Annotated in this window: 16 protein-coding genes; 4 read left to right on the top strand and 12 right to left on the bottom strand. The window is 71.4% G+C overall.

Translation table 11 applies throughout. The annotated features are described in order from the left end of the window. Positions 1–103 precede the first annotated feature (103 nt). From pepN (EES43_RS09140) to pepN (EES43_RS09120), 5 genes are all read right to left on the bottom strand, one after another. The gene (gene pepN / locus EES43_RS09140) at positions 104–2680 is read right to left on the bottom strand and encodes an aminopeptidase N (RefSeq protein ID WP_124268268.1); all 2577 of its coding nucleotides are present in this window, start codon (positions 2678–2680) and stop codon (positions 104–106) included. A 175-nt stretch (positions 2681–2855) separates the two neighbouring features. After that, a complete protein-coding gene (locus EES43_RS09135; protein ID WP_124268267.1) occupies positions 2856–3884 on the bottom strand; it encodes an aspartate-semialdehyde dehydrogenase in 1029 nt (342 codons plus the stop codon). A gap of 383 nt (positions 3885–4267) precedes the next feature. Beyond that, positions 4268–7576 carry a S8 family serine peptidase gene (locus EES43_RS09130; RefSeq protein ID WP_206430017.1) on the bottom strand — a complete coding sequence of 1103 codons (3309 nt, stop codon included), beginning with the start codon at positions 7574–7576 and terminating at the stop codon, positions 4268–4270. 342 nt (positions 7577–7918) lie between these two features. Then, positions 7919–8995, bottom strand: a complete 1077-nt coding sequence (locus EES43_RS09125) for a hypothetical protein (RefSeq protein ID WP_124268265.1) — start codon at positions 8993–8995, stop codon at positions 7919–7921. A gap of 207 nt (positions 8996–9202) precedes the next feature. Next, positions 9203–11803, bottom strand: coding sequence for an aminopeptidase N (pepN, locus tag EES43_RS09120; RefSeq protein WP_124268264.1), 2601 nt, complete (start codon positions 11801–11803; stop codon positions 9203–9205). A gap of 147 nt (positions 11804–11950) precedes the next feature. On the opposite strand from pepN (EES43_RS09120), the gene EES43_RS09115 reads away from it, so the two are divergent. Both EES43_RS09115 and EES43_RS09110 read left to right on the top strand, forming a co-directional pair. Further along, positions 11951–12601: a mycothiol-dependent nitroreductase Rv2466c family protein gene (locus EES43_RS09115; RefSeq protein WP_124268263.1), complete on the top strand. Its 651-nt coding sequence runs from the start codon at positions 11951–11953 to the stop codon at positions 12599–12601. Between the two features lie 72 nt (positions 12602–12673). Then, complete coding sequence (locus EES43_RS09110) at positions 12674–13021, top strand: VOC family protein (RefSeq protein ID WP_124268262.1); 348 nt, start codon at positions 12674–12676, stop codon at positions 13019–13021. Between the two features lie 189 nt (positions 13022–13210). Here EES43_RS09110 and EES43_RS09105 read toward each other — a convergent pair whose 3' ends face one another. The 6 genes from EES43_RS09105 to EES43_RS09080 all read right to left on the bottom strand — a co-directional run bounded on the left by EES43_RS09105 (position 13211) and on the right by EES43_RS09080 (position 20021). Next, positions 13211–13615: a VOC family protein gene (locus EES43_RS09105; protein ID WP_124271862.1), complete on the bottom strand. Its 405-nt coding sequence runs from the start codon at positions 13613–13615 to the stop codon at positions 13211–13213. A gap of 337 nt (positions 13616–13952) precedes the next feature. Then, the gene (locus EES43_RS09100) at positions 13953–14618 is read right to left on the bottom strand and encodes a CatB-related O-acetyltransferase (RefSeq protein ID WP_124268261.1); all 666 of its coding nucleotides are present in this window, start codon (positions 14616–14618) and stop codon (positions 13953–13955) included. 232 nt (positions 14619–14850) lie between these two features. Next, positions 14851–15492, bottom strand: a complete 642-nt coding sequence (locus EES43_RS09095) for a superoxide dismutase (protein WP_124268260.1) — start codon at positions 15490–15492, stop codon at positions 14851–14853. Positions 15493–15639: 147 nt separating this feature from the next. Next, positions 15640–16716 carry a glycerophosphodiester phosphodiesterase family protein gene (locus EES43_RS09090; protein ID WP_124268259.1) on the bottom strand — a complete coding sequence of 359 codons (1077 nt, stop codon included), beginning with the start codon at positions 16714–16716 and terminating at the stop codon, positions 15640–15642. 300 nt (positions 16717–17016) lie between these two features. Next, positions 17017–18459: an amino acid permease gene (locus EES43_RS09085; protein WP_124268258.1), complete on the bottom strand. Its 1443-nt coding sequence runs from the start codon at positions 18457–18459 to the stop codon at positions 17017–17019. Between the two features lie 119 nt (positions 18460–18578). Then, positions 18579–20021, bottom strand: coding sequence for an amino acid permease (locus tag EES43_RS09080; protein ID WP_124268257.1), 1443 nt, complete (start codon positions 20019–20021; stop codon positions 18579–18581). A 288-nt stretch (positions 20022–20309) separates the two neighbouring features. On the opposite strand from EES43_RS09080, the gene EES43_RS09075 reads away from it, so the two are divergent. After that, the gene (locus EES43_RS09075; protein ID WP_124268256.1) at positions 20310–20903 is read left to right on the top strand and encodes a biotin transporter BioY; all 594 of its coding nucleotides are present in this window, start codon (positions 20310–20312) and stop codon (positions 20901–20903) included. A gap of 107 nt (positions 20904–21010) precedes the next feature. Here the strand turns inward: EES43_RS09075 and EES43_RS09070 are convergent, their stop codons facing one another. Next, a complete protein-coding gene (locus EES43_RS09070; RefSeq protein WP_124268255.1) occupies positions 21011–22438 on the bottom strand; it encodes an amino acid permease in 1428 nt (475 codons plus the stop codon). A 229-nt stretch (positions 22439–22667) separates the two neighbouring features. Between EES43_RS09070 and EES43_RS09065 the strand changes: the two genes are divergently transcribed. After that, the gene (locus EES43_RS09065; protein WP_124268254.1) at positions 22668–23156 is read left to right on the top strand and encodes a ribose-5-phosphate isomerase; all 489 of its coding nucleotides are present in this window, start codon (positions 22668–22670) and stop codon (positions 23154–23156) included. The last annotated feature ends 20 nt before the right edge of the window (positions 23157–23176 follow it).

The following is a 23176-nucleotide window of genomic DNA, read 5'->3' as shown; positions in this document are numbered from 1 at the left end:
AGCAGCTACCGCGCGGCGCTTCCGTGCGTCCGGCCGCGCACGCGCCGCGCACGCCGAAGGGGGCGCCTCCCGTACGGGAGGCGCCCCCGGTCCGTGCCGCCGGTTACGCGGTGGCCGCCGCCGCGTCCGCCGCCTGGGCCTTCAGCGCCCGCTCCACGCCCGCCCGGGACTCCGACATCAGCCGGCGCAGGGCCGCGCTCGGCTCGGCCGAGGCAAGCCAGGCGTCCGTGGCGTCCAGCGTCTCCCGCGAGACCTGGAGGGCCGGGTACAGGCCCACCGCGATCTGCTGGGCCATCTCGTGGCTGCGCGTCTCCCAGACCTCCTTCACCGCGGCGAAGTACTTCCCGGCGTACGGGGCCAGCAGCTCGCGCTGGTCCGTCTGGACGAAGCCGGTGATGACCGCCTCCTGGAGGGAGTTCGGCAGCTTGTCGGACTCCACGACCGACGCCCACGCCTCGGCCTTGGCCTCCTCCGAGGGCTGTGCGGCCCGCGCGGCGGCGGCGTGGCGCTCGCCCGCCGCCGTCCGGTCGCGCTCGTACTCGGCGGCGATCTCCTCCTCGTCCAGCAGTCCGGCCGCGGCCAGCCGCTCCACGAACGTCCACCGCAGCTCGGTGTCGACGGCCAGCCCCTCGACGGCCTCCGAACCGTTCAGCAGCGACTGGAGCAGGTCCAGCTGCTGCGGGTTGCGCGCCGTCGCCGCGAAGGCCCGCGCCCACGCCAGCTGGTGGTCGCTGCCCGGCTCCGCCGCCCGCAGGTGCGCCAGGGTCGCGTCCGTCCACTGGTTGAGCGCGCCCTCGCGGGTCTGCGGCGCCGCGTACAGGTCCAGCGCCAGCTTCACCTGGCGGTGCAGCGACTGGACCACGCCGATGTCGGACTCCTTGCCGATGCCGGACAGCACCAGCGAGAGGTAGTCCCGCGTCGCCAGCTCGCCGTCGCGCGTCATGTCCCAGGCCGAGGCCCAGCACAGGGCGCGCGGCAGCGACTCCGCGAAGTCGCCCAGGTGCTCGGTGACGACCCGCAGCGACTCCTCGTCGAGGCGGACCTTCGCGTACGACAGGTCGTCGTCGTTGAGGAGGATGACCGCCGGGCGTGCCGTGCCCTTGGGGAACGGCACGGCGGTGCGCTCGCCGTCGACGTCCAGCTCGATGCGGTCCGTGCGGACCAGCTTGCCGTCCGCGTCCAGGTCGTAGCAGCCGATGGCGATCCGGTGCGGGCGCAGCGTCGGCTCGCCCTTCGCTCCGGCGGGCAGCGCCGGGGCCTCCTGGAGGACGGTGAAGGAGGTGACGTGGCCGTTCGCGTCCGTCTCGACCTCCGGGCGCAGGATGTTGATGCCCGCCGTCTCCAGCCACGCCTTCGACCAGGTCCTCAGATCGCGGCCGGAGGTCTTCTCCAGCGCGCCCAGCAGGTCCGACAGCCGGGTGTTGCCGAAGGCGTGCGCCTTGAAGTACGCCTGCACGCCCTCGAAGAAGGCGTCCGTGCCGACGTACGCCACGAGCTGCTTGAGGACCGAGGCGCCCTTGGCGTACGTGATCCCGTCGAAGTTGACCAGGACGTCGTCCAGGTCGGTGATGTCCGCCATGATCGGGTGCGTGGAGGGCAGTTGGTCCTGCCGGTACGCCCAGGTCTTCATGGAGTTGGCGAACGTGGTCCACGAGTGCGGCCACTTGGAGCCCACCGCGTCCGCCTGGCAGGCGATCGAGGTGTACGTGGCGAACGACTCGTTCAGCCAGAGGTCGTTCCACCACTCCATCGTCACGAGGTCGCCGAACCACATGTGGGCCAGCTCGTGCAGGATGGTCTCGGCCCGCACCTCGTACGACGCGTCCGTCACCTTGGAGCGGAAGACGTACTGGTCGCGGATGGTGACCGCGCCCGCGTTCTCCATCGCGCCCGCGTTGAACTCCGGGACGAAGAGCTGGTCGTACTTGGCGAACGGGTACGCGTAGTCGAACTTCTCCTGGAACCAGTCGAAGCCCTGCCGGGTCACCGCGAAGATCTCGTCCGCGTCGAGGTACTCGGCGAGCGAGGGGCGGCAGTAGATGCCGAGCGGGACGGACTGGCCGTCCTTCTCGTAGCTGCTGTGCACCGCGTGGTACGGACCGGCGATGAGCGCCGTGATGTACGTCGAGATGCGCGGCGTCGGTGCGAAGGACCAGACGTTGTCGTGCGGCTCGGGCGTCGGGGAGTTCGAGATGACCGTCCAGCCCGCGGGGGCCGTCACGGTGAACCGGAAGGTCGCCTTCAGATCGGGCTGCTCGAACGAGGCGAACACCCGGCGGGCGTCCGGCACCTCGAACTGCGTGTACAGATAGACCTGTTCGTCGACCGGATCGACGAACCGGTGCAGGCCCTCACCGGTGTTGGTGTACGAGCACTCCGCGACGACCTTCAGCTCGTTGGGGCCCCGCAGCAGACCCGGCAGCGCGATCCGCGAGTCGCGGAACGCGGTGCTCGCGTCCAGCGGCTCGCCGTTCAGCACCACCTCGTGGACGGCCGGGGCGACCAGGTCGATGAAGGACTCCGCACCGGCCTCCGCGGAGTCGAAGCGCACGGTGGTCACGGACCGGTAGGTGCCGCCCTCCTGCGCTCCGGAGAGGTCGAGATCGATCTCGTACGCGTCCACGGTCAGCAGGCGCGCCCGCTCCTGTGCCTCTTCGCGGGTCAGATTCGTGCCAGGCACGCGGTCATCTCCTAGGTGTGCGACTTGATATGCGGCGTTTCCGGCCATCCTTCCACGTGCGACACCCCAGCGCGATGCCCCTTTTCCGCCGGACCCCGCGCGGGCGCGGACGGGTCCGGAGACAGCGAGGGGCGGCCACCGGTCGCCGGTGGCCGCCCCTGTGCTCTGGTGCCGGTCAGCCGCGCAGCTCGGCCGCCACCAGCTCCGCGATCTGCACGGCGTTGAGCGCCGCGCCCTTGCGGAGGTTGTCGTTGGAGACGAAGAGCGCGAGGCCGTTCTCGACGGTCTCGTCGACCCGGACCCGGCCCACGAAGGAGGCGTCCTTGCCGGCCGCCTGGAGCGGGGTCGGGATCTCGGAGAGCTCGACGCCCTCGGCGTCCTTCAGCAGCTCGTACGCGCGCTCGACGCCGATCGGCCGGGCGAAGCGGGCGTTGATCTGGAGCGAGTGGCCGGAGAAGACCGGGACCCGGACGCAGGTGCCGGAGACCTTCAGCTCCGGGATCTCCAGGATCTTGCGGGACTCGTTGCGGAGCTTCTGCTCCTCGTCCGTCTCGAACGACCCGTCGTCCACGATCGAGCCGGCCAGCGGCAGCACGTTGAAGGCGATCGGGCGCTTGTAGACGGCCGGCTCGGGGAAGTCCACGGCCTCGCCGTCGTGGGCCAGCCTGTCGGCCTCGGCGACCACCTTGGCGGCCTGGCCGTGCAGCTCGGCGACGCCGGCGACGCCGGAGCCGGACACGGCCTGGTAGGTGGCCACGGTCAGCGCTTCGAGGCCGGCCTCGGCGTGCAGCGGGCGCAGCACGGGCATCGCGGCCATCGTGGTGCAGTTCGGGTTGGCGATGATGCCCTTGGGCCTCACGCGCGCCGCGTGCGGGTTGACCTCGGAGACGACCAGCGGGACCTCGGGGTCGCGCCGCCAGGCGGAGGAGTTGTCGATCACGACCGCGCCCTGGGCGGCGACCTTCTCGGCCAGGGCCTTCGAGGTCGCGCCGCCGGCGGAGAAGAGGACGATGTCCAGGCCGGTGTAGTCGGCGGTGGAGGCGTCCTCCACGGTGACGTCGGAGCCCTGCCAGGTGAGGGTGGAGCCCGCGGACCGGGCGGAGGCGAACAGGCGCAGCTCGTCGACGGGGAAGTTCCGCTCGGCCAGGATGGTGCGCATGACTGTGCCGACCTGACCGGTGGCGCCGACGATTCCGACCTTCACGAGGACTCCTCTGTACGTTGTGCGGTCCGTTTGCCGCTCCATGATGCGTATGTCCGGGCGCACCTTGTCCAATCCATTGTCCGACCTGCGGACCCGTCCCGCCAGGACCGCAGGTTCTGCCGCGTCCGGCCCCCGCCGGGGGAACATCTGCGGCCCGCGGCCGAACCGCAGGTTCTGCCGCGTCCGGCCCCCGCCGGGGGAACATCTGCGGCCCGCGGCCGGGCGGTGTGACGATGGACACGGCGACGGCGCCGGTGAACGCGGCCGGGAGACGCACGGCACGGCGGAGCAGGGCCGGGGAGACGCACGGCGGGGGAGACGCACGGCGGGGCGGGTGCTCCGTGAAGAGCGCCCGCCCCGCCGCGTGGTTCAGGAAGGGTCCGTTACGGCGTGACCTTCTCGATCACGACGCTGCCGGCGCCCGCGGCGGTGCCGCGCTTGTTCACCAGCTGGACCTCGCCGAAGAACTGCCGGCCGGCGGGGGCAGCCCCCGCCACCAGCACCTCGGCGCCGACCTGCGCCTTGGCGCCGCCGGCCAGCTCGACGGTCTTGGTGCCGTCGACCTTGATCGTGCCGAGCGAGGCCGCGTAGTACACGTCGCGGTAGTCGTACGTGGTGCTCCCGGACGGAACCGAGTAGCCGTCGACGACGATCGTGTACGTGCCCGCGGCGGGCTTCACCAGGCTGACGGACTCCTCGGAGCCGGCGGAGGTGGAGCTGCCGACCTGCGTGGCGCCCTTGAGGACGGTCAGGTCGATGTCCGCGTTGGCGTCCGACGTGCCGCCGAGGGCGATGTCGAGCTTCTCGACACCGGCGCCGATGGTGACGGTGCTGATCTGCTGCTGGCCCGTGCTGATCGTCGGCTTGGCCACCTTGGCCGAGCCCAGCGAGCCGCCCTGGAGCTTGCCCGACAGCGCGGCGGCGGTGTTGGTGACGGTCCAGTTCACGGCGGCCGGAGCGCCGACCTTCGCCTCGGCGATGGTCTGCACCGCCGGGTCGAAGGAGACGCCGAGCAGCGAGACATCCAGCTTGTACGGGTTGTCCAGCAGCGGCGACGTACGGCGGGCCTCGACCTCGATCTCCCACACGCCGGGCTGCGGGTCCTTGTAGGACCGCGCGTCCGGGCGGCAGGTGTTGGCCGGGTTCTCGTAGTTCGGGTAGCACATGGTCGTGGCGGTCGGGTCGACCGGCGTCCCGTACGGGTGCAGGGCGACGAACCGCGTCTGGCTGCCCGAGCGCAGCGCGCTCATGGCGACCTCAAGGGTCTTGGCGCCCTCCGGCACGTTGATGAAGTACGACGTGGTGCTGTTGCGCTGCACCGTGCCGGACTTCTTGAACGCGTAGCCGGGGGCCGCGAGGTCCTCGGCGACGACGACGGTGGACAGGACCGAGTGGTCCACGCCGGCCGTCTTCTTGTCGTCCACCTGCAGGATCGCGCTGTGGACCCCGCTGGTGCGGGCCTTCGCCCGGACCTTCACCTTGACCGGCGTGTCGAGCGGCAGCGAGACGTACTCGGGGCTGCTGAGCTCGAAGGTGCCGTCGTTGTTCTTCCACGACAGCTTGTGCTGGACGCTGCGGTCCGGACCGGTGGTGCGGGTCACGACGACGTCGTAGACCTTCGTCTCGCCGGCCTTCAGGCCGCCCTCGCGGTCGTAGATGCCGGTGCCGAAGCCCGGGTCCTTGAGCGCGAAGTCGATCGCGGTGTCGACCGGGGCCTTCACCGTGAACTCGTGGGCGGGCTCGCCCTTCTTGGTGATCTGCTTCCAGGCGCCGACGATGTCGATCAGACCGGAGCCCTGGACGTGCGCGGGCACGTCCTTGATGTGGGTGGCGGTGCTGGTCAGCGCGGAGCGCAGGTCGGCCGGGGGCAGTTCGAGGTTCTTCTGCTTCGCGGCCGAGAGCAGCAGGGCCGCGGCGCCGGCGGCCTGCGGCGAGGCCATCGAGGTGCCCTGGAGCATGGAGTAGCCGGCCGGGAGGGAGTAGCCCGCCTCCTTGACCGGACCGCCCGCGGCCCAGGTCTGCGTGGTGTTGATCGCCGCACCCGGGGCCGAGATGATCGGCGCGAAGCCGCCGTCCTCACGCGGACCGCGCGAGGAGAAGGGCAGCATGTCGTACTTCTTGGAGACGTTGGAGCCGTAGTTGGCGGCCCAGGTCTCCTTGGAGATCGACGCGCCGACCGAGATCACGTGGTCGGCCAGGGCCGGGTCGCCGATGGTGTTGAGCCCCGGGCCGCTGTTGCCGGCCGAGATGATCAGCTGCACGCCGTAGATGTCGACGAGCCGCTTGTAGAGCTCGGCGCGCGCGTTGTTGCCGTCGTTCAGCGGCGGCAGGCCGCCGATCGACATGTTGACGATGTCGACGCCGCGGTTCACCACGAGGTCGATCATGCCCTCGGTCAGCGCGATGTTGGTGCATCCGCCGGACCAGGTGCAGGCGCGCGAGGAGACGATCTTGGCGCCGGGGGCGGCGCCGTCCATCTCGCCGCCGAACAGGCCGTTGGCCGCCGTGATGCCCGCCACGTGCGTGCCGTGCGAGCCCTCGATGACGCCGATGTTGACGAAGTCCGCCGTGGCGCCGGCCGCGTTGTAGACGACGTCCTTGCGGGTCTCGACGACGAACGGGATGCGCTCGACGACGTCGGTGCGCGGGTCGTCCTCGCCGAAGTAGGAGACCTGGAACTTCTCCTTGTACGGCTTGAGGACCTTGTCGTCCGCGAAGTCCGCGTTGCCGTTCAGGTCGACCCGGGTGGTGCCGGCGACCTGGTCGTACAGCACGCCCCACACGTCGGTGGTGTCGCCGTCGCGGTTGAGGTCGCCCGCCATCTCGCCGCCGGCGGTGGCCGACTCCTTGAACAGGCTGAACCGGTAGCTGCCCGCAGGGGCCGCGTACGTCGTGCCGCCGGACGTGAACGTCGGGCCGGCGACGGACTCGGTCATCCGCAGCCAGGTGCCGTCGCCGTCGCTGACCGGGTCGGTCGCGGTCACCCAGTCGACGATCTTGCGCTCGCCGGTGGTGGTCTTCCGCAGCGCCGGGTGGCCGAGGTCGACGCCGGAGTCCAGGATGCCGATGGTGATCCCGCGGCCGTCGGCCTCGGGGTGCTGCTCGACGAAGTCGACCGCGCCCGTCTCGAAGGACGGGTTGTACGGGTTCTTCGCCGGGGTCTTCTTGCCCGGGGCCGGGTAACTGCCCGTGGCCTTCAGCTGCTTCGCGCCCGCGACCCGGTCGCCCGAAGGCGTCGGGTCGTCCAGCTCGACCTCCTGCTTGAGGTCGATGCCGAGCACGGACGACAGCTTGGAGGCGGCCTTGATGGTCGCCTCGGCGCCAGCCGTCGGCACGGTCGCACGGACGTAGCCGAGCTTGTCGTAGGTCTGTCCCAGCACGGAGCCCTTGACGGCGTCCAGCTGCTCGGTGACCTGCTCGGTCGCGCCCGGAGCGGTCGCGATCATCATTGTGACGTTCTTCTGGCCCTTGGCCTCGGCCTTGGCCAGGAGGTCGGCGTCCGCCTCGCCGAGCTTGTCGCCCCGGTCGCTGGTGGCGGCCGGTTTGACGGGGGCCGGAGCCGGGTCCTCGGCGGCGAAGGCCGGAGCGGCGCCGGAGGCGGCGAGCGCCGCAGCCAGACCCGCGGCGGCGGCGATGCGCGCGGCGCGTCTCGCCCCGGGTATGGAGCTGGGGGATTCCTTGGTCATCAGCATCCCTGTAAGTGAAAGAGAGAGTCCGGAATTCGGTACCGGATGACCGCTCAGCCTGTCTTAAATGACAGGGGTTTGTGGAGACTTGACGGAGACGAGTCAGGGACATGGCGGAGATCCGCCACCGGGGGTCATGCGTCACGCGGGACCAAAGAGGCGAAAACGTACGCCCGTTGCGTCGTCCGCGCCGCATGGTCCATACCTGGTGACCGGTCCGGGTCCGTAACTTGCGGGTCCGGGGCGCATCTCGCGCGGGTCCGCGACGCGCCGCGCGCCGGTTCGGGTCCGCATCAGGGTTCGGCGCGGGGCCGCCGGCGCACCGGCGGCCCCGCGCCCGACCCTCCGTCAGCGGGGCAGCACGACCACGTACGCGGCCGGGTCGCGGTCCGCCGACGCCATCAGCGCCGTACGCACCACCGTCGCCTGCTGCTCCGCCGCCTCGCGGAGCTTCCCCGGCGTGAGGTGCACGACCGTCACGCCCAGCCGCTCCAGCCGCTCCCGCTTGGCGGCGTACGCCGACCACTGCCCGTCCGCCCCCGCCCCGCCGTGCGCCGCCCCGTCCCGCTCCGCACCGCCCGCCGCACCGCTGCGGATCGCGCGGGTGTCCAGCTCGACCGCCACCGCCTCGTCGGGCCAGTACGCGTCGACCTCGCCCAGGTGCGGCCCGCCCGGCAGCCGCAGGTCCACGTTCCACAGCGGGGCGGGCAGCCCGTGCTCGCGCACCATCGCGTACAGCCGCTCCTCCGCGACCGCCCGGCCCTCGGCCCGCAGCGCGTCCAGCGCGTCCGCCACCGCGGGCCGCCCCAGCAACCGGGCCGCGCTCAACTCCCGGACCACGGCGGCCGGTTCGCCGTGCCCGCCCCGCACCGCCTCGGTCAGCAGCCGCCGTACGTCCCGCGCCTCCGCCAGCCCCGCCACCGCGTCGGCCAGCGCCCGCTCCACCGGGGCGACGGGCAGCCCGTCCCGGTACGCGCCGACGGGGATCGGGGCGGCCCGCACCACCTCCACGAACCGGGTCGAGCGCAGCCGCCGGGTGCGCGGCACCAGCACGTCGACGCGGTGCGGCGACCCCAGGTCCGGCGCCGTGGCGAAACCGTGCAGCGCGAGCGCCGCGAGGCCGGTGACCATCGCCTCGCCGTACCCCGACTCCGACGGCCGGGCCTCCGCGCGCCGCGCGGAGGCCGGCGGGCGGCCCGCGTACAGCAGCGCGCCGTGCAGCCGCTCGCGGCCGGTGGGCGGCCCCGGGTGCAGCAGATAGACCCCGGGCAGCAGGTGCTGCCAGGGGCCGCCGGGCAGGCACTGCGCGGAGGCCTGCGCGGCGGAGACGCCCCGGGCCCGCAACTGGGCGACGGACAGCACGCGGTGCGCCACGTCGTGGAGCGGGTGCGGAGGGCGGGGGGACAGCGGAATGTTCTGGCTCATGCCCCGGGATTTCCCGCCCGCCGAGGGTGCCCTAACCCCTGTTACACGCCCGTCGACATTCCCGGACGATCCCGTCCTAAAGTACGCATGTTCGACGACCGAAAAGGGCCGTCGTGCCGGGATTGCGGCGGCGAAGCGGCGGGCAGGGTCGGGCAGGTGTGCGAGCGCCGTTCCGCTCCGGCTCGCACACTGCCCGCGCGCCGCGCGTCAGGCCCCGCGGTCGCACTCCTGGCCGCGCAGTGCCCGCGCCAGGTCGTCCCGGGCCTCCAGCACCAGCCTCCGCAGGGCCGGCGCCGCCCCGGCGTGCTCCGCCAGCCACGCGTCGGTGGCCGCGAGGGTGTCCGGGCTGTCCTGGAGGCCCGGGAACAGGCCCCGCACCACGTCCATGCCGATCTGGATGGACCGCTCCGCCCACACCCGCTCGATCGCCGCGAAGTACCGGTCCGCGTACGGGGCCAGCAGCGCGCGCTGCGAGGGCTGCGCGAGGCCCGCGATCGTCGCCCCGACCAGCGCGTTGGACAGCTTGTCCGACTCCACGACCGCCGCCCAGGCCAGCGCCTTCACCGCCTCGGACGGGCGCGAGGCCAGGCACCGTACGTGGTGGCGCCTGCCGGACGCCGTGTCGTCACGGGCCAGCTCGGCGTCGATCGCCGCCTCGTTCGCCACCCCGTGCGAGGCCAGCGGCGACAGGAACACCCAGCGCAGCTCCTGGTCCACGTCCAGCCCGTCGATCCGCGCGGTGCCGTCCAGCAGCCCGCCGAGCAGCTGGAAGTCCTCCTCGGACGCGGCGACCGCGGCGAAGAAACGGGCCCAGGTCAACTGGTGCTGGCTGCCCGGCTCGGCGAGCCGCAGCTCACGCAGCGCGCCGTCCGCCAGCGCCCGGCCGCCCTCCTCGCGCCAGGCCGGTGCGGCGTAGTGCACCAGCGCCGACTGCGCCCAGGCGTGCAGCATCTGGAGGACCCCGATGTCGCTCTCGCGCCCGGCGAACGCCAGCACCAGGGCGACGAAGTCGCGGGCCGGCATCAGCGCGTCCCGGGTCAGGTTCCACAGGGCCGACCAGCACAGGGCGCGGGCCAGCGGGTCCGTCATCGAGCCCAGGTGCTCGCGCAGCGTGGCCAGCGACGCCTCGTCGAAGCGGACCTTGCAGTACGTGAGGTCGTCGTCGTTGACCAGGATCAGCTCGGGCCGCTCGGCCCCGGCCAGCGCGTCCACCACCGTCCGCTCGCCGGCCACGTCCACCTCCGCGCGGGCGTACCGGGTCAGCTCGCCCTGGGGCGTACGCCGGTACAGGCCGACCGCGACCCGGTGCGGGCGCAGCTCCGGGTACCCGGCCGCGGCCTCCTGGACCACCGCCAATTCGGTCAGCTTCCCGGCGGCGTCGTACGCGGCGACCGGGGTCAGCGCGTTGACGCCCGCCGTCTGGAGCCAGGACCGCGACCAGGCCGTCATGTCGCGCCCGGACGTCTCGGCGAGCACCGAGAGCAGGTCGCCCAGGCGCGTGTTGCCGTACGCGTGGCTCTTGAAGTAGCGCCGGGCGCCCTCCAGGAACGCCTCCCGGCCCACGTACGCCACCAGCTGCTTGAGCACCGAGGCGCCCTTGGCGTAGGTGATGCCGTCGAAGTTCAGCTTGGCGTCCTCCAGGTCACGGATGTCGGCCGTGACCGGGTGGGTGGAGGGCCGCTGGTCGGCGCTGTAGGCCCACGCCTTGCGGTTGTTGGCGAAGGTGATCCAGCCGTTGGTGAAGCGGGTCGCCTCGACCATCGAGAAGGAGCCCATGAAGTCCGCGAAGGACTCCTTCAGCCACAGGTCGTCCCACCACTCCATGGTGACCAGGTCTCCGAACCACATGTGCGCCATCTCGTGCAGGATGACGTTGGCGCGGCGCTCGTAGGCGGCGGAGGTGACCTTGCCGCGGTAGATGTACTCCTCGCGGAAGGTGACCAGGCCCGGGTTCTCCATCGCCCCCAGGTTGTACTCGGGCACGAACGCCTGGTCGTACTTCCCGAAGGGGTACGGGTAGTCGAAGTGGTCGTGGAAGAAGTCCAGCCCCTGCTTGGTCAGCAGGAAGACGTCGTCGGCGTCGAAGTACCTGGCCAGCCCCTTGCGGCACATCGCGCCGAGCGGGATCTCCAGCTTCGTGCCGTCGTCCAGGGTGCGCGTGTAGTGATCGCTCACGTAGTGGTACGGACCGGCCACGACGGCTGTGATGTACGTGGAGATCGGCTGCGTCCGCGCGAACCGCCGGACCTCGCCCTCCCGCGACTCCTCGGCCCCGTTGGACCAGACCCGCCAGCCCTCGGGGGCGGTCACCTCGAAGCGGTAGGGGGCCTTGAGGTCCGGCTGCTCGAAGTTGGCGAAGACGCGGCGGGCGTCGGCCGGCTCGTACTGGGTGTAGAGGTAGACCTCGCCGTCCTCCGGGTCCACGAAGCGGTGCATGCCCTCGCCGGTCCGGCTGTAGGCGCACCGGGCGTCGACCACGAGCACGTTCTCGCCCTCGACGAGCCCGTCCAGCGCCACCCGCGTGCCGTCGAACACGGCGGCCGGGTCGAGCGCGACCCCGTTGAGCGTCACGGCCTCCACGGCCGGCGCCACCAGGTCGGCGAAGGTCGAGGCGCCCGCGCGGGCGGACCGGAACCGGATCGTGGTCAGCGAGCGGAAGGTCCGCGGACCGGCCTCCCCGTCGCCCCCGTCGGCCCCCTCGGGCCCCCCGACGGCGGACCGCAGGTCGAGAGCGACCTCGTATCCGTCGACGGACAGCAGCTCGGCCCTCTCCTGGGCCTCGTCGCGGGACAGGTTTTCACCGGGCACGGGCACTCCTTCGTGACGCGCGTCATTGTGTCGTGTTCGAACCCATTGATCCTTGCACGCGTCCCCGGACGCCGGTATCCGGGAATGGGGCGACCGTCTCCCGGCGTTTTCCCGCACAGGTGGCACAAGCCCTTCATGAGGAGAGACATGACCGAGAACAGCGCGGCGAACGGCAGCACTCCGGTGGACTTCTGGTTCGACCCGCTCTGCCCCTGGGCGTGGATGACCTCGCGCTGGATGCTGGAGGTGGAGAAGGTCCGCGAGGTCGAGGTCCGCTGGCACGTGATGAGCCTCGCCGTCCTGAACGAGGACAAGCTCGACGAGCTTCCCGAGGAGTACCGCGACATGCTGGAGACGAAGGCGTGGGGCCCGGTGAGAGTCGTCGTCGCCGCCCAGCAGCTGCACGGCGACGAGGTCGTCGGACCGCTCTACACGGCACTCGGCACCCGCTTCCACAACCAAGGCGAGGGCCCCACCCGCGAGGCCGTCGTCGGCGCGCTCAAGGACGTCGGACTGCCCGTCGAGCTGGCCGACCACGCCGACTCGGACACGTACGACACCGAGCTGCGCGCCTCGCACAAGAAGGGCATCGACATGGTCGGCCAGGAGGTCGGCACACCGGTCATCGCCGTGCCCGGCGCGAACGGCGAGCAGGTCGCCTTCTTCGGCCCGGTCGTCACGCCCGCGCCCAAGGGCGAGGCCGCGGCGAGGCTCTGGGACGGCACGCTGCTGGTCGCCTCCACGCCGGGCTTCTACGAGATCAAGCGGACCCGGACGCAGGGCCCGGTCTTCGACTGACCGCGTACGGGCCGGGGGCGCGCGGGGCGTGCTCCCGGCCCGTTGTCAGTGCCGGGTCGTACGGTGTCGGGCATGCGCATCTCAGCACAGATGATCACGATCGACTGCGCGGACGCCCGCGCGCTGTCCGCCTGGTGGGCCGAGGCCCTCGGCGTCGAGGTGGCCCAGGACTACGGCGAGTTCGTGGTCCTGGCCGCCGCACCGCTGGTGCTCGGCTTCCAGCAGGTGCCCGAGCCCAAGGCCGCCAAGAACCGGGTCCACGTGGACTTCTCCAGCGAGGACCGCGCGGCGGAGGTGGCACGCCTGGTGGAGCTGGGGGCCACCGTGGTGGCCGAGCACACCGCGCCGGGCTTGGCCTGGACGACGCTCATGGACCCGCAGGACAACGAGTTCTGCGTGTCCGACGCGGGCGGCCACTGAGCGGCGGGCGGCTCGTCCCACGGAGCGCTGGGCGCGTACGGGGAGGAAGACGTGAACCCATCCCGCCGGGCACTCCTGGCCGGGGGTCTGTGCTCCGCTGCCCGTGCCGTCCCAGCCTTCTCGGCTCCCATGTCCCATGCCTACGCTGATGAGGGTTACGGTCAGGACCCGTGGACGGGGTGATCGTTGTCAGTCTGGTTCTGATGGGTTGACGGCGACGAGTTCGACCTCGAAGCCGTCGGTGTTCTCCAGGTACGCGGCGTAGTTCCCGCCGTTGCTGTCGGGGTGTCGGCCGGGAAACATCAGGCTCCAGCCGTGCTGCTGGGCCTGGGAGACCAGCGCGTCCACCGTGTCGTGGCCGTCGATGTGGAACGCGAGATGGTTCAGGCCGGGCCGGCACCGGTCGTGCTCGTCTCCGGTCAGGGCTGGAGACTGTTCGAAGACCAGATAGGTCGCCCCGAGGCGCCAGCTGCGACCGTTGCCCCAGCTCTGGAACAGCGTGTAGCCCAGGGCTTCCAGCAGCCAGCCGAAGGAGGCGACGGCACGGTCCAGGTCGGGCACCCAGATCTCGACGTGATGCAGCGTCCCGCGGATCCGGTGTTCGGCGGGAAAGTCGTGGAAGGCCGGCAACGTGTCCTCATCATCGGTGCACTTCTTGGCCGCTTCCGGACTTCGCGCCGTAGTGCCGGGCGAACGGCTTGACGGCCTGGACCGCGTGCTCGCGGTCCAGGCATTGTAGATCCCCTGCGGGGCCTTCTTCGCGGCCGGCTGGGCGGACTTGGGGAGACGGTCGGGCACATCGGCGGCCTTGTGCGCCGTGAAGTCGAGACCGTTCGCCGATGACGGACGAGATCGCGGACTTCCTCGATGACCTGGGGGGCGGCCAGGCCCGGCCGATGAGAGCCGCGTTCCGGGTGAACACGGTCGCGGGCTACTCGCGGGCCGCCTCCGGGGCCGCCGCCTCCAGTTCGGTCAGCGAGCCGGACATCACCGTGCGGATGTGGCGGGTGAGGTGGTCGGCCGGCCAGTCCCACCAGGCGACGGCGAGCAGGCGGGCGATGTCGGCCTCCGTGAAGCGGGTGCGGATCAATCGCGCGGGGTTGCCGCCGACGACGCCGTAGTCGGGCACGTCCGAGACGACCACCGAGCGCGAGCCGACGATCGCGCCGTGCCCGATGCGGACGCCCGGCATGATCACCGCCTCGTAGCCGATCCAGACGTCGTTGCCGATCACCGTGTCGCCCCGGCCGGGCAGGCCCGTCAGCAGGTCGAAGTGGTCGGCCCAGGAGCCGCCGAGGGTGGGGAACGGGAAGGTGGACGGGCCGTCCATCCGGTGGTTGGCGCCGTTCATGATGAAGCGCACCCCGGTGCCGAACGCGCAGAACCGGCCGATCACCAGCCGCTCCGGGCCGTAGTGGTAGAGCACGTTGCGGGTCGCGAACTCCGTGGCGTGCTCGGGATCGTCGTAGTACGTGTAGTCGCCGACCTCGATCAACGGCGAGGTGAGCAGGGGCTTCAACTGCACGACACGCGGCTGGCCGGGCATCGGGTGCAGCACCGTGGGATCGGCGGGTACGGGAGAGGGCTCGGGGTTCATGGGGCGGCTTCCGGGGCTCGCGGGCGGAGGGACGAAGGCCATCGTGGCAGCCGGGCCCCGCGGACGGCGGATGTTTTCCGGGGCGCGCGGCCGGCTGGACTCCCTGCTCGGGGCATGGAAGAGCCCCCGCGAGTCACGTCCTCGCGAGGGCTCTTCGTTCATCCGCCTGCCGCAGTGAAGGTTGAGAAGACGATCACGAGGCAGGACGTGCTGTCCGCCGCTGCGGAGGAGGTCAGGGGGCGAGCAGCAGTACGTCCGCGCGCTCCTTGGCGGCGGCGTACCGCTTGGCCACGTCCTGCCAGTTGACGACCTGCCACATCGCGTCGATGAAGTCCACCTTCTGGTTCTTGTACTGGAGGTAGAAGGCGTGCTCCCAGGCGTCGAAGACCAGGATCGGGACCGAGCCCTGGCCGACGTTGCCCTGGTGGTCGTAGACCTGCTCGACGATCAGCTTGCCGCTCACGGGCTCGTACGCCAGAACGCCCCAGCCGGAACCCTGCGTGGTGGCCGCGGCCTTCGTCAGCTGCGACTTGAAACCGGCGTAGGAGCCGAAGGACTCGGCGATCGCGTCCGCGAGGTCGCCCACGCCGTCCGCCGCGAGGGGCTCGCCGCCGCCGTCGCCGGTCATGTTGTGCCAGTAGATCGAGTGCAGGATGTGGCCGGAGAGGTGGAACGCGAGGTTCTTCTGCAGGCCGTTGATCGCGCCCCAGGCTCCCTTGTCGCGCGCCTCTGCCAACTGCTCCAGGGTGTCGTTCGCGCCCTTGACGTACGCGGCGTGGTGCTTGTCGTGGTGCAGCTCGATGATCTGCGGGTTGATGACCGGTTCGAGCGCCGCGTAGTCGTAGGGGAGTTCCGGGAGCGTGTACGTGGCCATGAGTTCGAACCCTCCGACTGCTGGGAATGCCGTCCAGTTGTTATTGCAACCTATATGCAGGAGCAGGCTAACAGCAGGAGGGTCCGCCCGTGATCAGCCCTTCGGCCTAGGCCCGCCGGGCAGCCCTACGGCCCTCGCCGGGCAGCCCTACGGCCGCAGCGCGTCCCTGGCCTGCGCCGCGATGTCCGGGAAGTCCGTCACCACGGCGTCCACGCCCCGCCCGTAGTGGAAGGCGTACTCCGCGAACGCGTCGCCGAAGTCGCCCGGCGCGCCGCCCCTGCGGTAGGCGGCCGGCAGGTACTGGTTCTCCGCCCGGAAGGTGTACGCGCCGACCTTCAGGCCCGCCGCGTGCGCGTCCGCCAGCAGGGTGCGCGGCGGGACGAGGGAGGACTTGTCGGGCCCGATCCAGTCGGCGTACCCGGCGATCTCGCGCAGCCCGTCCGGGGTCGCCATCTCCTCGTACGTGGCCGGGTGGCCGTACGGTCCGCCGCTCGTGCCCAGCGCCTGCCAGAGCGGCAGCCCGAGTCGGGCGTCGGCCACGCGCCGCAGGCTGGACGGCTCGAAGGACTGCACGACGCACTCGCGGGCGGTCAGCCGGTTGCGGCGGATCACCCGGATCAGCTCCTCCTCCAGCGGCAGCCCGACCGACCGGAAGTACGTGGGGTGTTTGGTCTCCGGGAACACCGTGATCCGCCGGCCCGACTCCCGCGACAGCCGCCGCGCCAGGTCCACGACCTCCTGGAACGTCATGACCCGCCCCCGGCCGTCGAAGACCGTGTTGCGGTTGCGGAGCTGCGGCAGGCGCTCCACGGTGTGCAGCGTCCTCAGCTCCCGCAGCGTGAAGTCCTCGGTGAACCAGCCGGTCACCGCCCTGCCGTCGACGGTCTTCGTGGTGCGGCGGTCCGTGAACTCCGGGCGGCGGGCGACGTCGGTCGTGGTGGAGATCTCGTTCTCGTGCCGTACGACGAGCACGTGGTCCTTCGTCGGCACGAGGTCGGGCTCGATCCAGTCGGCTCCGGAACGCACCGCGTAGACGTAGGCGTCGGCCGTGTGCTCGGGCCGCCAGCCCGCCGCGCCCCGGTGGCCGATGACCAGCGGTCCGGCGGGGCGGCGCGGGGGGCGTTCGGCGAGGGAGGAGGCGGCGGAGGCGGGCGCGGCGGCGGTGGCGGCCGTGGCCGCGGCGGCGCCCAGCAGGACCGAACGACGCCTGAACGTGCGGGACATGGCAACTCCTCGGTGAGTGGAAGCACCACCGAAGCCAGGGCGGGTGAATGCCCGGCGTCCGGCGTCCGGCCCGCCAATGTACGAGACCGGACGCCGAGGCGTCAGGGACCGGGCCGCGTATCCCGGAGAAAGCAGCCGGGCCCGCCCGCGCGGGGCGTCAAGGCCCCGGGGGACGCGCGAGGGCGGGCACCCTGTGCGGGGGCCCGCCCTCGCGGCGATGAGGAGATGACGACGAGGAGAGGACCGGAGGAAAAGTCAGCCCTGCTCGGAAGGAAGCGTCAGCCCTGCTCGGAAGGAACGTCAGCCCTGCTCGGATACGTCGGATACATCGGATGCGGCGGCGGCCCGCCGCTGCCGCAGCAGCCCGAGGACGATCAGCACCACGGTCAGCCCGCCGGTGGCGAGCAACTGGTCGCGGGTGTCCGGCCGGGTCAGCATCAGGACGAAGATCCCGGCCATGGCCGCCAGCGCGAGGATCGTGCCGACGGGGAAGAACCACATCCGGATCACCAGCTTCTGCGGGGACTCGCGCTCCAGGCGGCGGCGCAGGATCAGCTGGGAGACCGCGATGAAGATCCACACGACCAGGATCACCGCGCCGATCATGTTCAGCAGCCACGGGAAGACGTCGTCCGGCCGCCAGTAGCTGAGCAGCACGCACAGGAAGCCGAAGACCGAGGAGAACAGCACGGCGTTGCGCGGCACTCCGGAGGAGATCCGGCCGAGCGCGGCCGGTCCCTGTCCGCGGGCGACCAGTGAGCGGGCCATGCGCGAGGAACCGTAGATGTTGGCGTTCATCGCCGAGAGCAGTGCGATGAGGATCACCACGTTCATGATCTCCGCCGCGCCGCCGATGCCGAGGTGGTCGAGCATCGCGTAGAACGGACCGACCTCGACGACCTGCGGGTCGTCCCAGGGGACCAGGGTGACGATGACGGCCATCGAACCGATGTAGAAGACCGCGATGCGCCACATGGCCGTGCGGACCGCCTTGGTCACGCCCTGCACCGGGTTCTCCGACTCGGCCGCCGCGATCGTGACGGTCTCCATGCCGCCGTACGCGAAGACGGAGGCGAGCAGCCCGATGATGAAACCGTCCATGCCCTTGGGCAGGAAGCCGCCGTCGCCGGTCAGGTTGGAGAGGCCGGGCGCCTCGGTGCTGGGCAGCACGCCGAGGATCGCCAGCGCGCCGAGGACCAGGAACAGCGTGATCGCGATGACCTTGAGCGCGGCGAACCAGAACTCGAACTCGCCGAAGTTCTTCACCGCGGCCAGGTTCGTCCCGAGGAAGATCACCATGAACAGGGCCACCCAGGCCCACTCCGGCGTGCCGGGCAGCCAGCCGCTGACGATCTGGGCGGCGCCGATGCCCTCCAGCCCCACCGCCACGCAGAGCAGGAACCAGAAGGACCAGCCGGCGGTGAACCCGGCCCACGGGCCGATCGCGCGCTCGGCGTGCACGGAGAAGGACCCCGAGGCCGGGTTCGCGGCGGACATCTCGCCGAGCATGCGCATCACGAACATGACGAGCAGCCCGGAGAGCGCGTAGGCGATGACGATCGAGGGCCCGGCGGCGGCGATGCCCGCGCCGGAGCCGACGAACAGACCGGCGCCGATCACTCCGCCGAGGGCGATCATCGACAGGTGCCGCTGCTTGAGGCCGTGGGTGAGAGCGGAGTCGGCCGTCGCCGGGGCGGGGGCCGCGGAGTCAGCGGTGGGGGGAGACGCGGAGGTCCGAGGCATGGACTTGCTCTGTTCGGTAGCTGAGACAGGGGACGTACCCACAGTCTGAGCAACACGCCGTTCACACGGAGCGGGTGTCCGCTATACGGTCACAAAGCTCACACAAGGTGTGCGCGGTGCTACCGATCGGTGAGCGCGCCCGGTCCGCGCCGACCCCGCCCGCGCCGGTCCCGCACCACCGCCACCAGGACCACCCCGGCCGTCGCCCCCGCCGACCACAGGACCTGGGGCCGGGCCGCGTCGTCGGTCAGCATCAGCACCAGCACGCCCAGCAGTCCGGCCAGCGTCAGCCAGGTCAGGTACGGGAAGCACCACATGCGCAGGGCGAGCGCGTCCGGGGCCTCCCGCTCCAGCCGGGCCCGCAGCCGCAGCTGCGACGCGGCGATCAGCGCCCACACGAACAGCAGCACCGCGCCGACCGAGTTGAGCATGTAGAGGAAGACCGTGTCCGGCCAGAGCAGGTTCAGCAGGACGGAGACGAAGCCGAAGGCGACCGAGGCCAGCACCGCCCGCACCGGCACCCCGCCCCTCCCGCCGCCGCGGCCCGACACCTTCAGCAGACCGCGCGGCGCCTCGCCGCGCTCGGCCAGCGAGAAGACCATCCGCGAGGACCCGTACAGGTTGGCGTTCAGGGCGGAGAGCAGCGCCACGAACACCACGATGTTCATGATCTGCCCGGCCGACGGCACCCCGACCGCGTCCAGCACCGTCACGAACGGGCTGAGTCCGGCCTGCTGCGCGGTCCATGGCAGCACGGTCACGATGACCAGCATCGAACCGACGTAGAAGAACAGGATGCGCACCACCGCACTGCGCACCGCCCGCCCCACCGCACGCGCCGGGTCGTCGGTCTCGGCGGCGGCGATGGTGACGACCTCCAGGCCGCCGAAGGCGAAGACCACCGTCAGAACCCCGGAGACGACTCCGCCCCAGCCGTTCGGCAGGAAGCCGCCCTCACCCGTCAGACGCGTCAGGCCCACCGGATCGGTGTCCGGCAGCAGGCCGAAGACCGCGAGCAGCCCCAGCGCCAGGAACACCACGATCGCGCCGACCTTCAGCGCGGCGAACCAGAACTCGAACTCGCCGAAGTTCTTCACCGCCGTCAGGTTCGCCGCGGTGAAGACCACCATGAACAGCAGCACCCAGGCCCACGGTTCGACGCCGGGCACCCAGCCGTGGGCGATCTGCGCCGCCGCCGTCGCCTCCACGGCGAGCACCACCACCAGCAGGAACCAGTACAGCCAGCCGGCGCTGAACCCGGCCCAGCGCCCGAGCGCCCGCTCCGCGTGCACCGAGAAGGAGCCGGAGGCCGGCATCGCCGCGGACATCTCGCCGAGCATCCGCATGACGAGCATCGCGAGCGCCCCGGCGATCAGGTACGAGACGACGATCGCGGGCCCCGCCACGGCGATGCCCGCGCCCGACCCGACGAACAGCCCGGCTCCGATCACCCCGCCGAGCCCGAGCATCGTCAGGTGCCGCTGCCGGAGGCCGCCGGCGAGCGGTTCGCCGGCCGGCGGGGACGGGGCGGGGGAGGGCTTGGCGGGCGGCGCGTGGTGCATGGGGTGGGGGTCGCTCTCAGATCATTTATGGGGAACCTACAGTCTGACGCCCCGACGCCCCTCCCGCCAAAACGGGCCGCCTCCGGCCCCACCTCAGTGACGAGCATCACGCCGCGGGATGATTGCCCGCAACTCTTTGTGCGAACCCGACCAAGCCGCCAACCGCCGCTTTGTGGGCGGCTGATGGTGATCGGGCATCGGGGCGTGGACTAACGTCGGCGGAAGTCCGCCCCTGCCCGACCGGCGGGAGCCTTCCCACCCTGCCTGCCCTCACCCGCGGAGTCCCCGATGAGCACTGCTGCCGCCCCCGTCCGCTCCGGAGCGGTCCTCGCCGACCTGCTGCCCGCAGCCCGGCACCGCTACGCCGTCGACGCGGCCCTCGTGCTGGGCGGCGCGGCGCTGACCGGCCTCGCGGCCCAGATCGCCGTACCGGTGCCCGGCTCCCCGGTCCCGGTCACCGGCCAGACCTTCGCCGCGCTGCTCATCGGCACCGCGCTCGGGGCCCGCCGAGGCTTCCTCTCCCTCGCGCTGTACGCGCTCGTCGGCATGGCCGGCGTGCCGTGGTTCGCCGAGGGCACGTCCGGTTACGCCATGCCGTCCCTCGGCTATGTCTTCGGCATGCTGCTCGCCGCGACCGTGGTCGGCGCGCTCGCCCGGCGCGGCGGCGACCGCTCGGTGCTGCGGACGGCCGGGACGATGGCCATCGGCTCCGCGGTCGTCTACGCCGTCGGCGTGCCCTACCTGGCGCTCTCCACCGGGATGTCGCTGAGCGCCGCGGTCGCCGCCGGACTCACCCCGTTCCTGATCGGCGACGCGCTCAAGGCGCTCCTGGCCATGGGCGCGCTGCCCGCCGCCTGGAAGCTCCTCGGGCGTCGCGGCTGACCCCGCCCGCGCCACCGGCCCGTCGTCGGGCCCTGTCACGCCGAAGGGGCTCGCCCCGGAACGTCACCGACGTTCCGGGGCGAGCCCCTTCGCATGCGCGGGGCCGGTCAGGCGGCCTTGCGGCCGCGCCGCTCGCGTACCAGCGAGATGCCGACCACCAGCGCGGCGACCAGCACCGAGAGGACGACCTGCTCGCGGGCGGTGTCGTCGGTGAGCATGTAGACCAGCACGAAGGAGATCATCGCGATCGTCGCCCAGGTCAGGTACGGGAAGAGCCACATCCGCACGACCAGCTTGCCGGGGTTCTCGCGCAGGATGATCCCGCGCATCCGCAGCTGGGTGAAGCAGATGACCAGCCAGACGAACAGCGCGACCGCGCCGGAGGAGTTCAGCAGGAACTGGAACACCGTGTCGGGCCACTGGTAGTTGAAGAACACCGCGACGAAGCCGAAGACGACCGAGGACAGGATCGCCGCACGCGGCACTCCGCTCTTGTTGACCTTGGCGAACGACTTCGGCGCGTCGCCCCGCTCACCGAGCGAGAACGCCATGCGGGAGGCGGTGTACAGGCCCGAGTTGAGGCAGGACAGCACGGCCGTGAGCACGATGAAGTCCATGACCTGCCCGGCGTGCGGGATGCCGATCGAGTTCAGCGCGGCGACGTAACTGCCGTCCTTCATGATCGACGGGTCGTTCCACGGCAGCAGCGTCAGCACGACGAAGATCGAGCCGAGGTAGAAGACGGCGATGCGCCAGATCACGCTGTTGGTGGCCTTCGACACCGCACGCTGCGGGTCCGTCGACTCACCGGCGGCCAGCGTCACGATCTCGCTGCCCATGAAGGAGAAGACGACCATCAGCACACCCGTGAGGATCGCCCCCGGCCCCTCGGGGAAGAAGCCCCCGCTGTCCGTCAGGTGCGCCAGCCCCGAACCGGGGTTGTCGGATCCGGGCAGCAGGCCGAAGACGGCCAGCATGCCGACGACCACGAACGCGGCGATCGCCACGACCTTGATCCCGGCGAACCAGAACTCGAACTCCCCGTAGCTGCCGACCGACACCAGGTTCGTCGCGGTCAGCACGACCATCACGATCAGCGCCCAGGCCCACTGCGGCACACCCGGGACCCAGCTCTCCAGGATCTTGGCGCCGGCGGTCGCCTCGACCGCGAGCACCACGACCCAGAAGAACCAGTACAGCCAGCCGATGGAGAAACCGGCCCAACGGCCCAGCGCCTGGTCGGCGTAGGCCGAGAACGAGCCGGAGCTCGGCCGGGCCGCGGCCATCTCGCCGAGCATCCGCATGACGAGCACCACCATCGCGCCGACCAGGGCGTACGACAGGAGGATCGCCGGTCCGGCAGCCGCGATGCCCGCGCTGGAGCCCACGAAGAGGCCCGCGCCGATCACACCGCCGATCGCGATCATCGAGAGGTGGCGGTTCTTCAGGCCGGCCTGAAGCCCGCCCGACGAATCCGGCCGGTCCGGCTCGCCGGGCTCCTGGCCCGGCTTCGCCAGCGTCGTCTGCGACGTCATGGGGGGAAATCCTTACTTTCGTACATGAGGGTGCGCCCTGCTTCGCGAGGAATGAGGTGCGAAGACAAAGACCACGCATTCAAGCCCGACAGAGGGCATAAGCGGAACCCCCCCTTTCGGATAGTTCACCGGATCGTTGCCCGAGTGGCGTTGACCACACGGGAAACAGGGCTCCGGCCGCCGACCCCGCTGACGGCCACCCCGCGAAGTTCGTGCCACACTTCGCACCATGCGCGTGTACCTCGGATCCGACCATGCCGGTTACGAACTCAAGAACCACCTCGTCGAGTGGCTCGGCGCCCACGGCCACGAGGCCGTCGACTGCGGCCCCCACATCTACGACGCCCAGGACGACTACCCGCCGTTCTGCCTGCGCGCCGCCGAGAGGACGGCCGCGGACCCGGACAGCCTCGGCATCGTGATCGGCGGCTCCGGCAACGGCGAGCAGATCGCCGCCAACAAGGTCAAGGGCGTCCGCGCCGCACTGGCCTGGAGCGAGCAGACCGCCGCCCTCGGCCGCGAGCACAACAACGCCAACGTCGTCGCCATCGGCGGCCGGATGCACACGGTGGAGGAGTCCACCCGGTTCGTCGAGATCTTCCTCGCCACGCCGTACTCGAACGAGGAGCGCCACACGCGCCGCATCGAGATGCTCTCGGCGTACGAGGCCACCGGCGAGCTGCCCCCGATCCCGGCCCACCACCCGCGGCAGGGCTGACCGCCCGCCGTCCTCCGCCT

It is taken from the genome of Streptomyces sp. ADI96-02 (genome assembly GCF_003846185.1).
GTDB lineage: Bacteria > Actinomycetota > Actinomycetes > Streptomycetales > Streptomycetaceae > Streptomyces.
The sequence above is the reverse complement of the archived record's forward strand: the minus strand, read 5'-3'. Positions and strand labels throughout refer to the sequence as shown.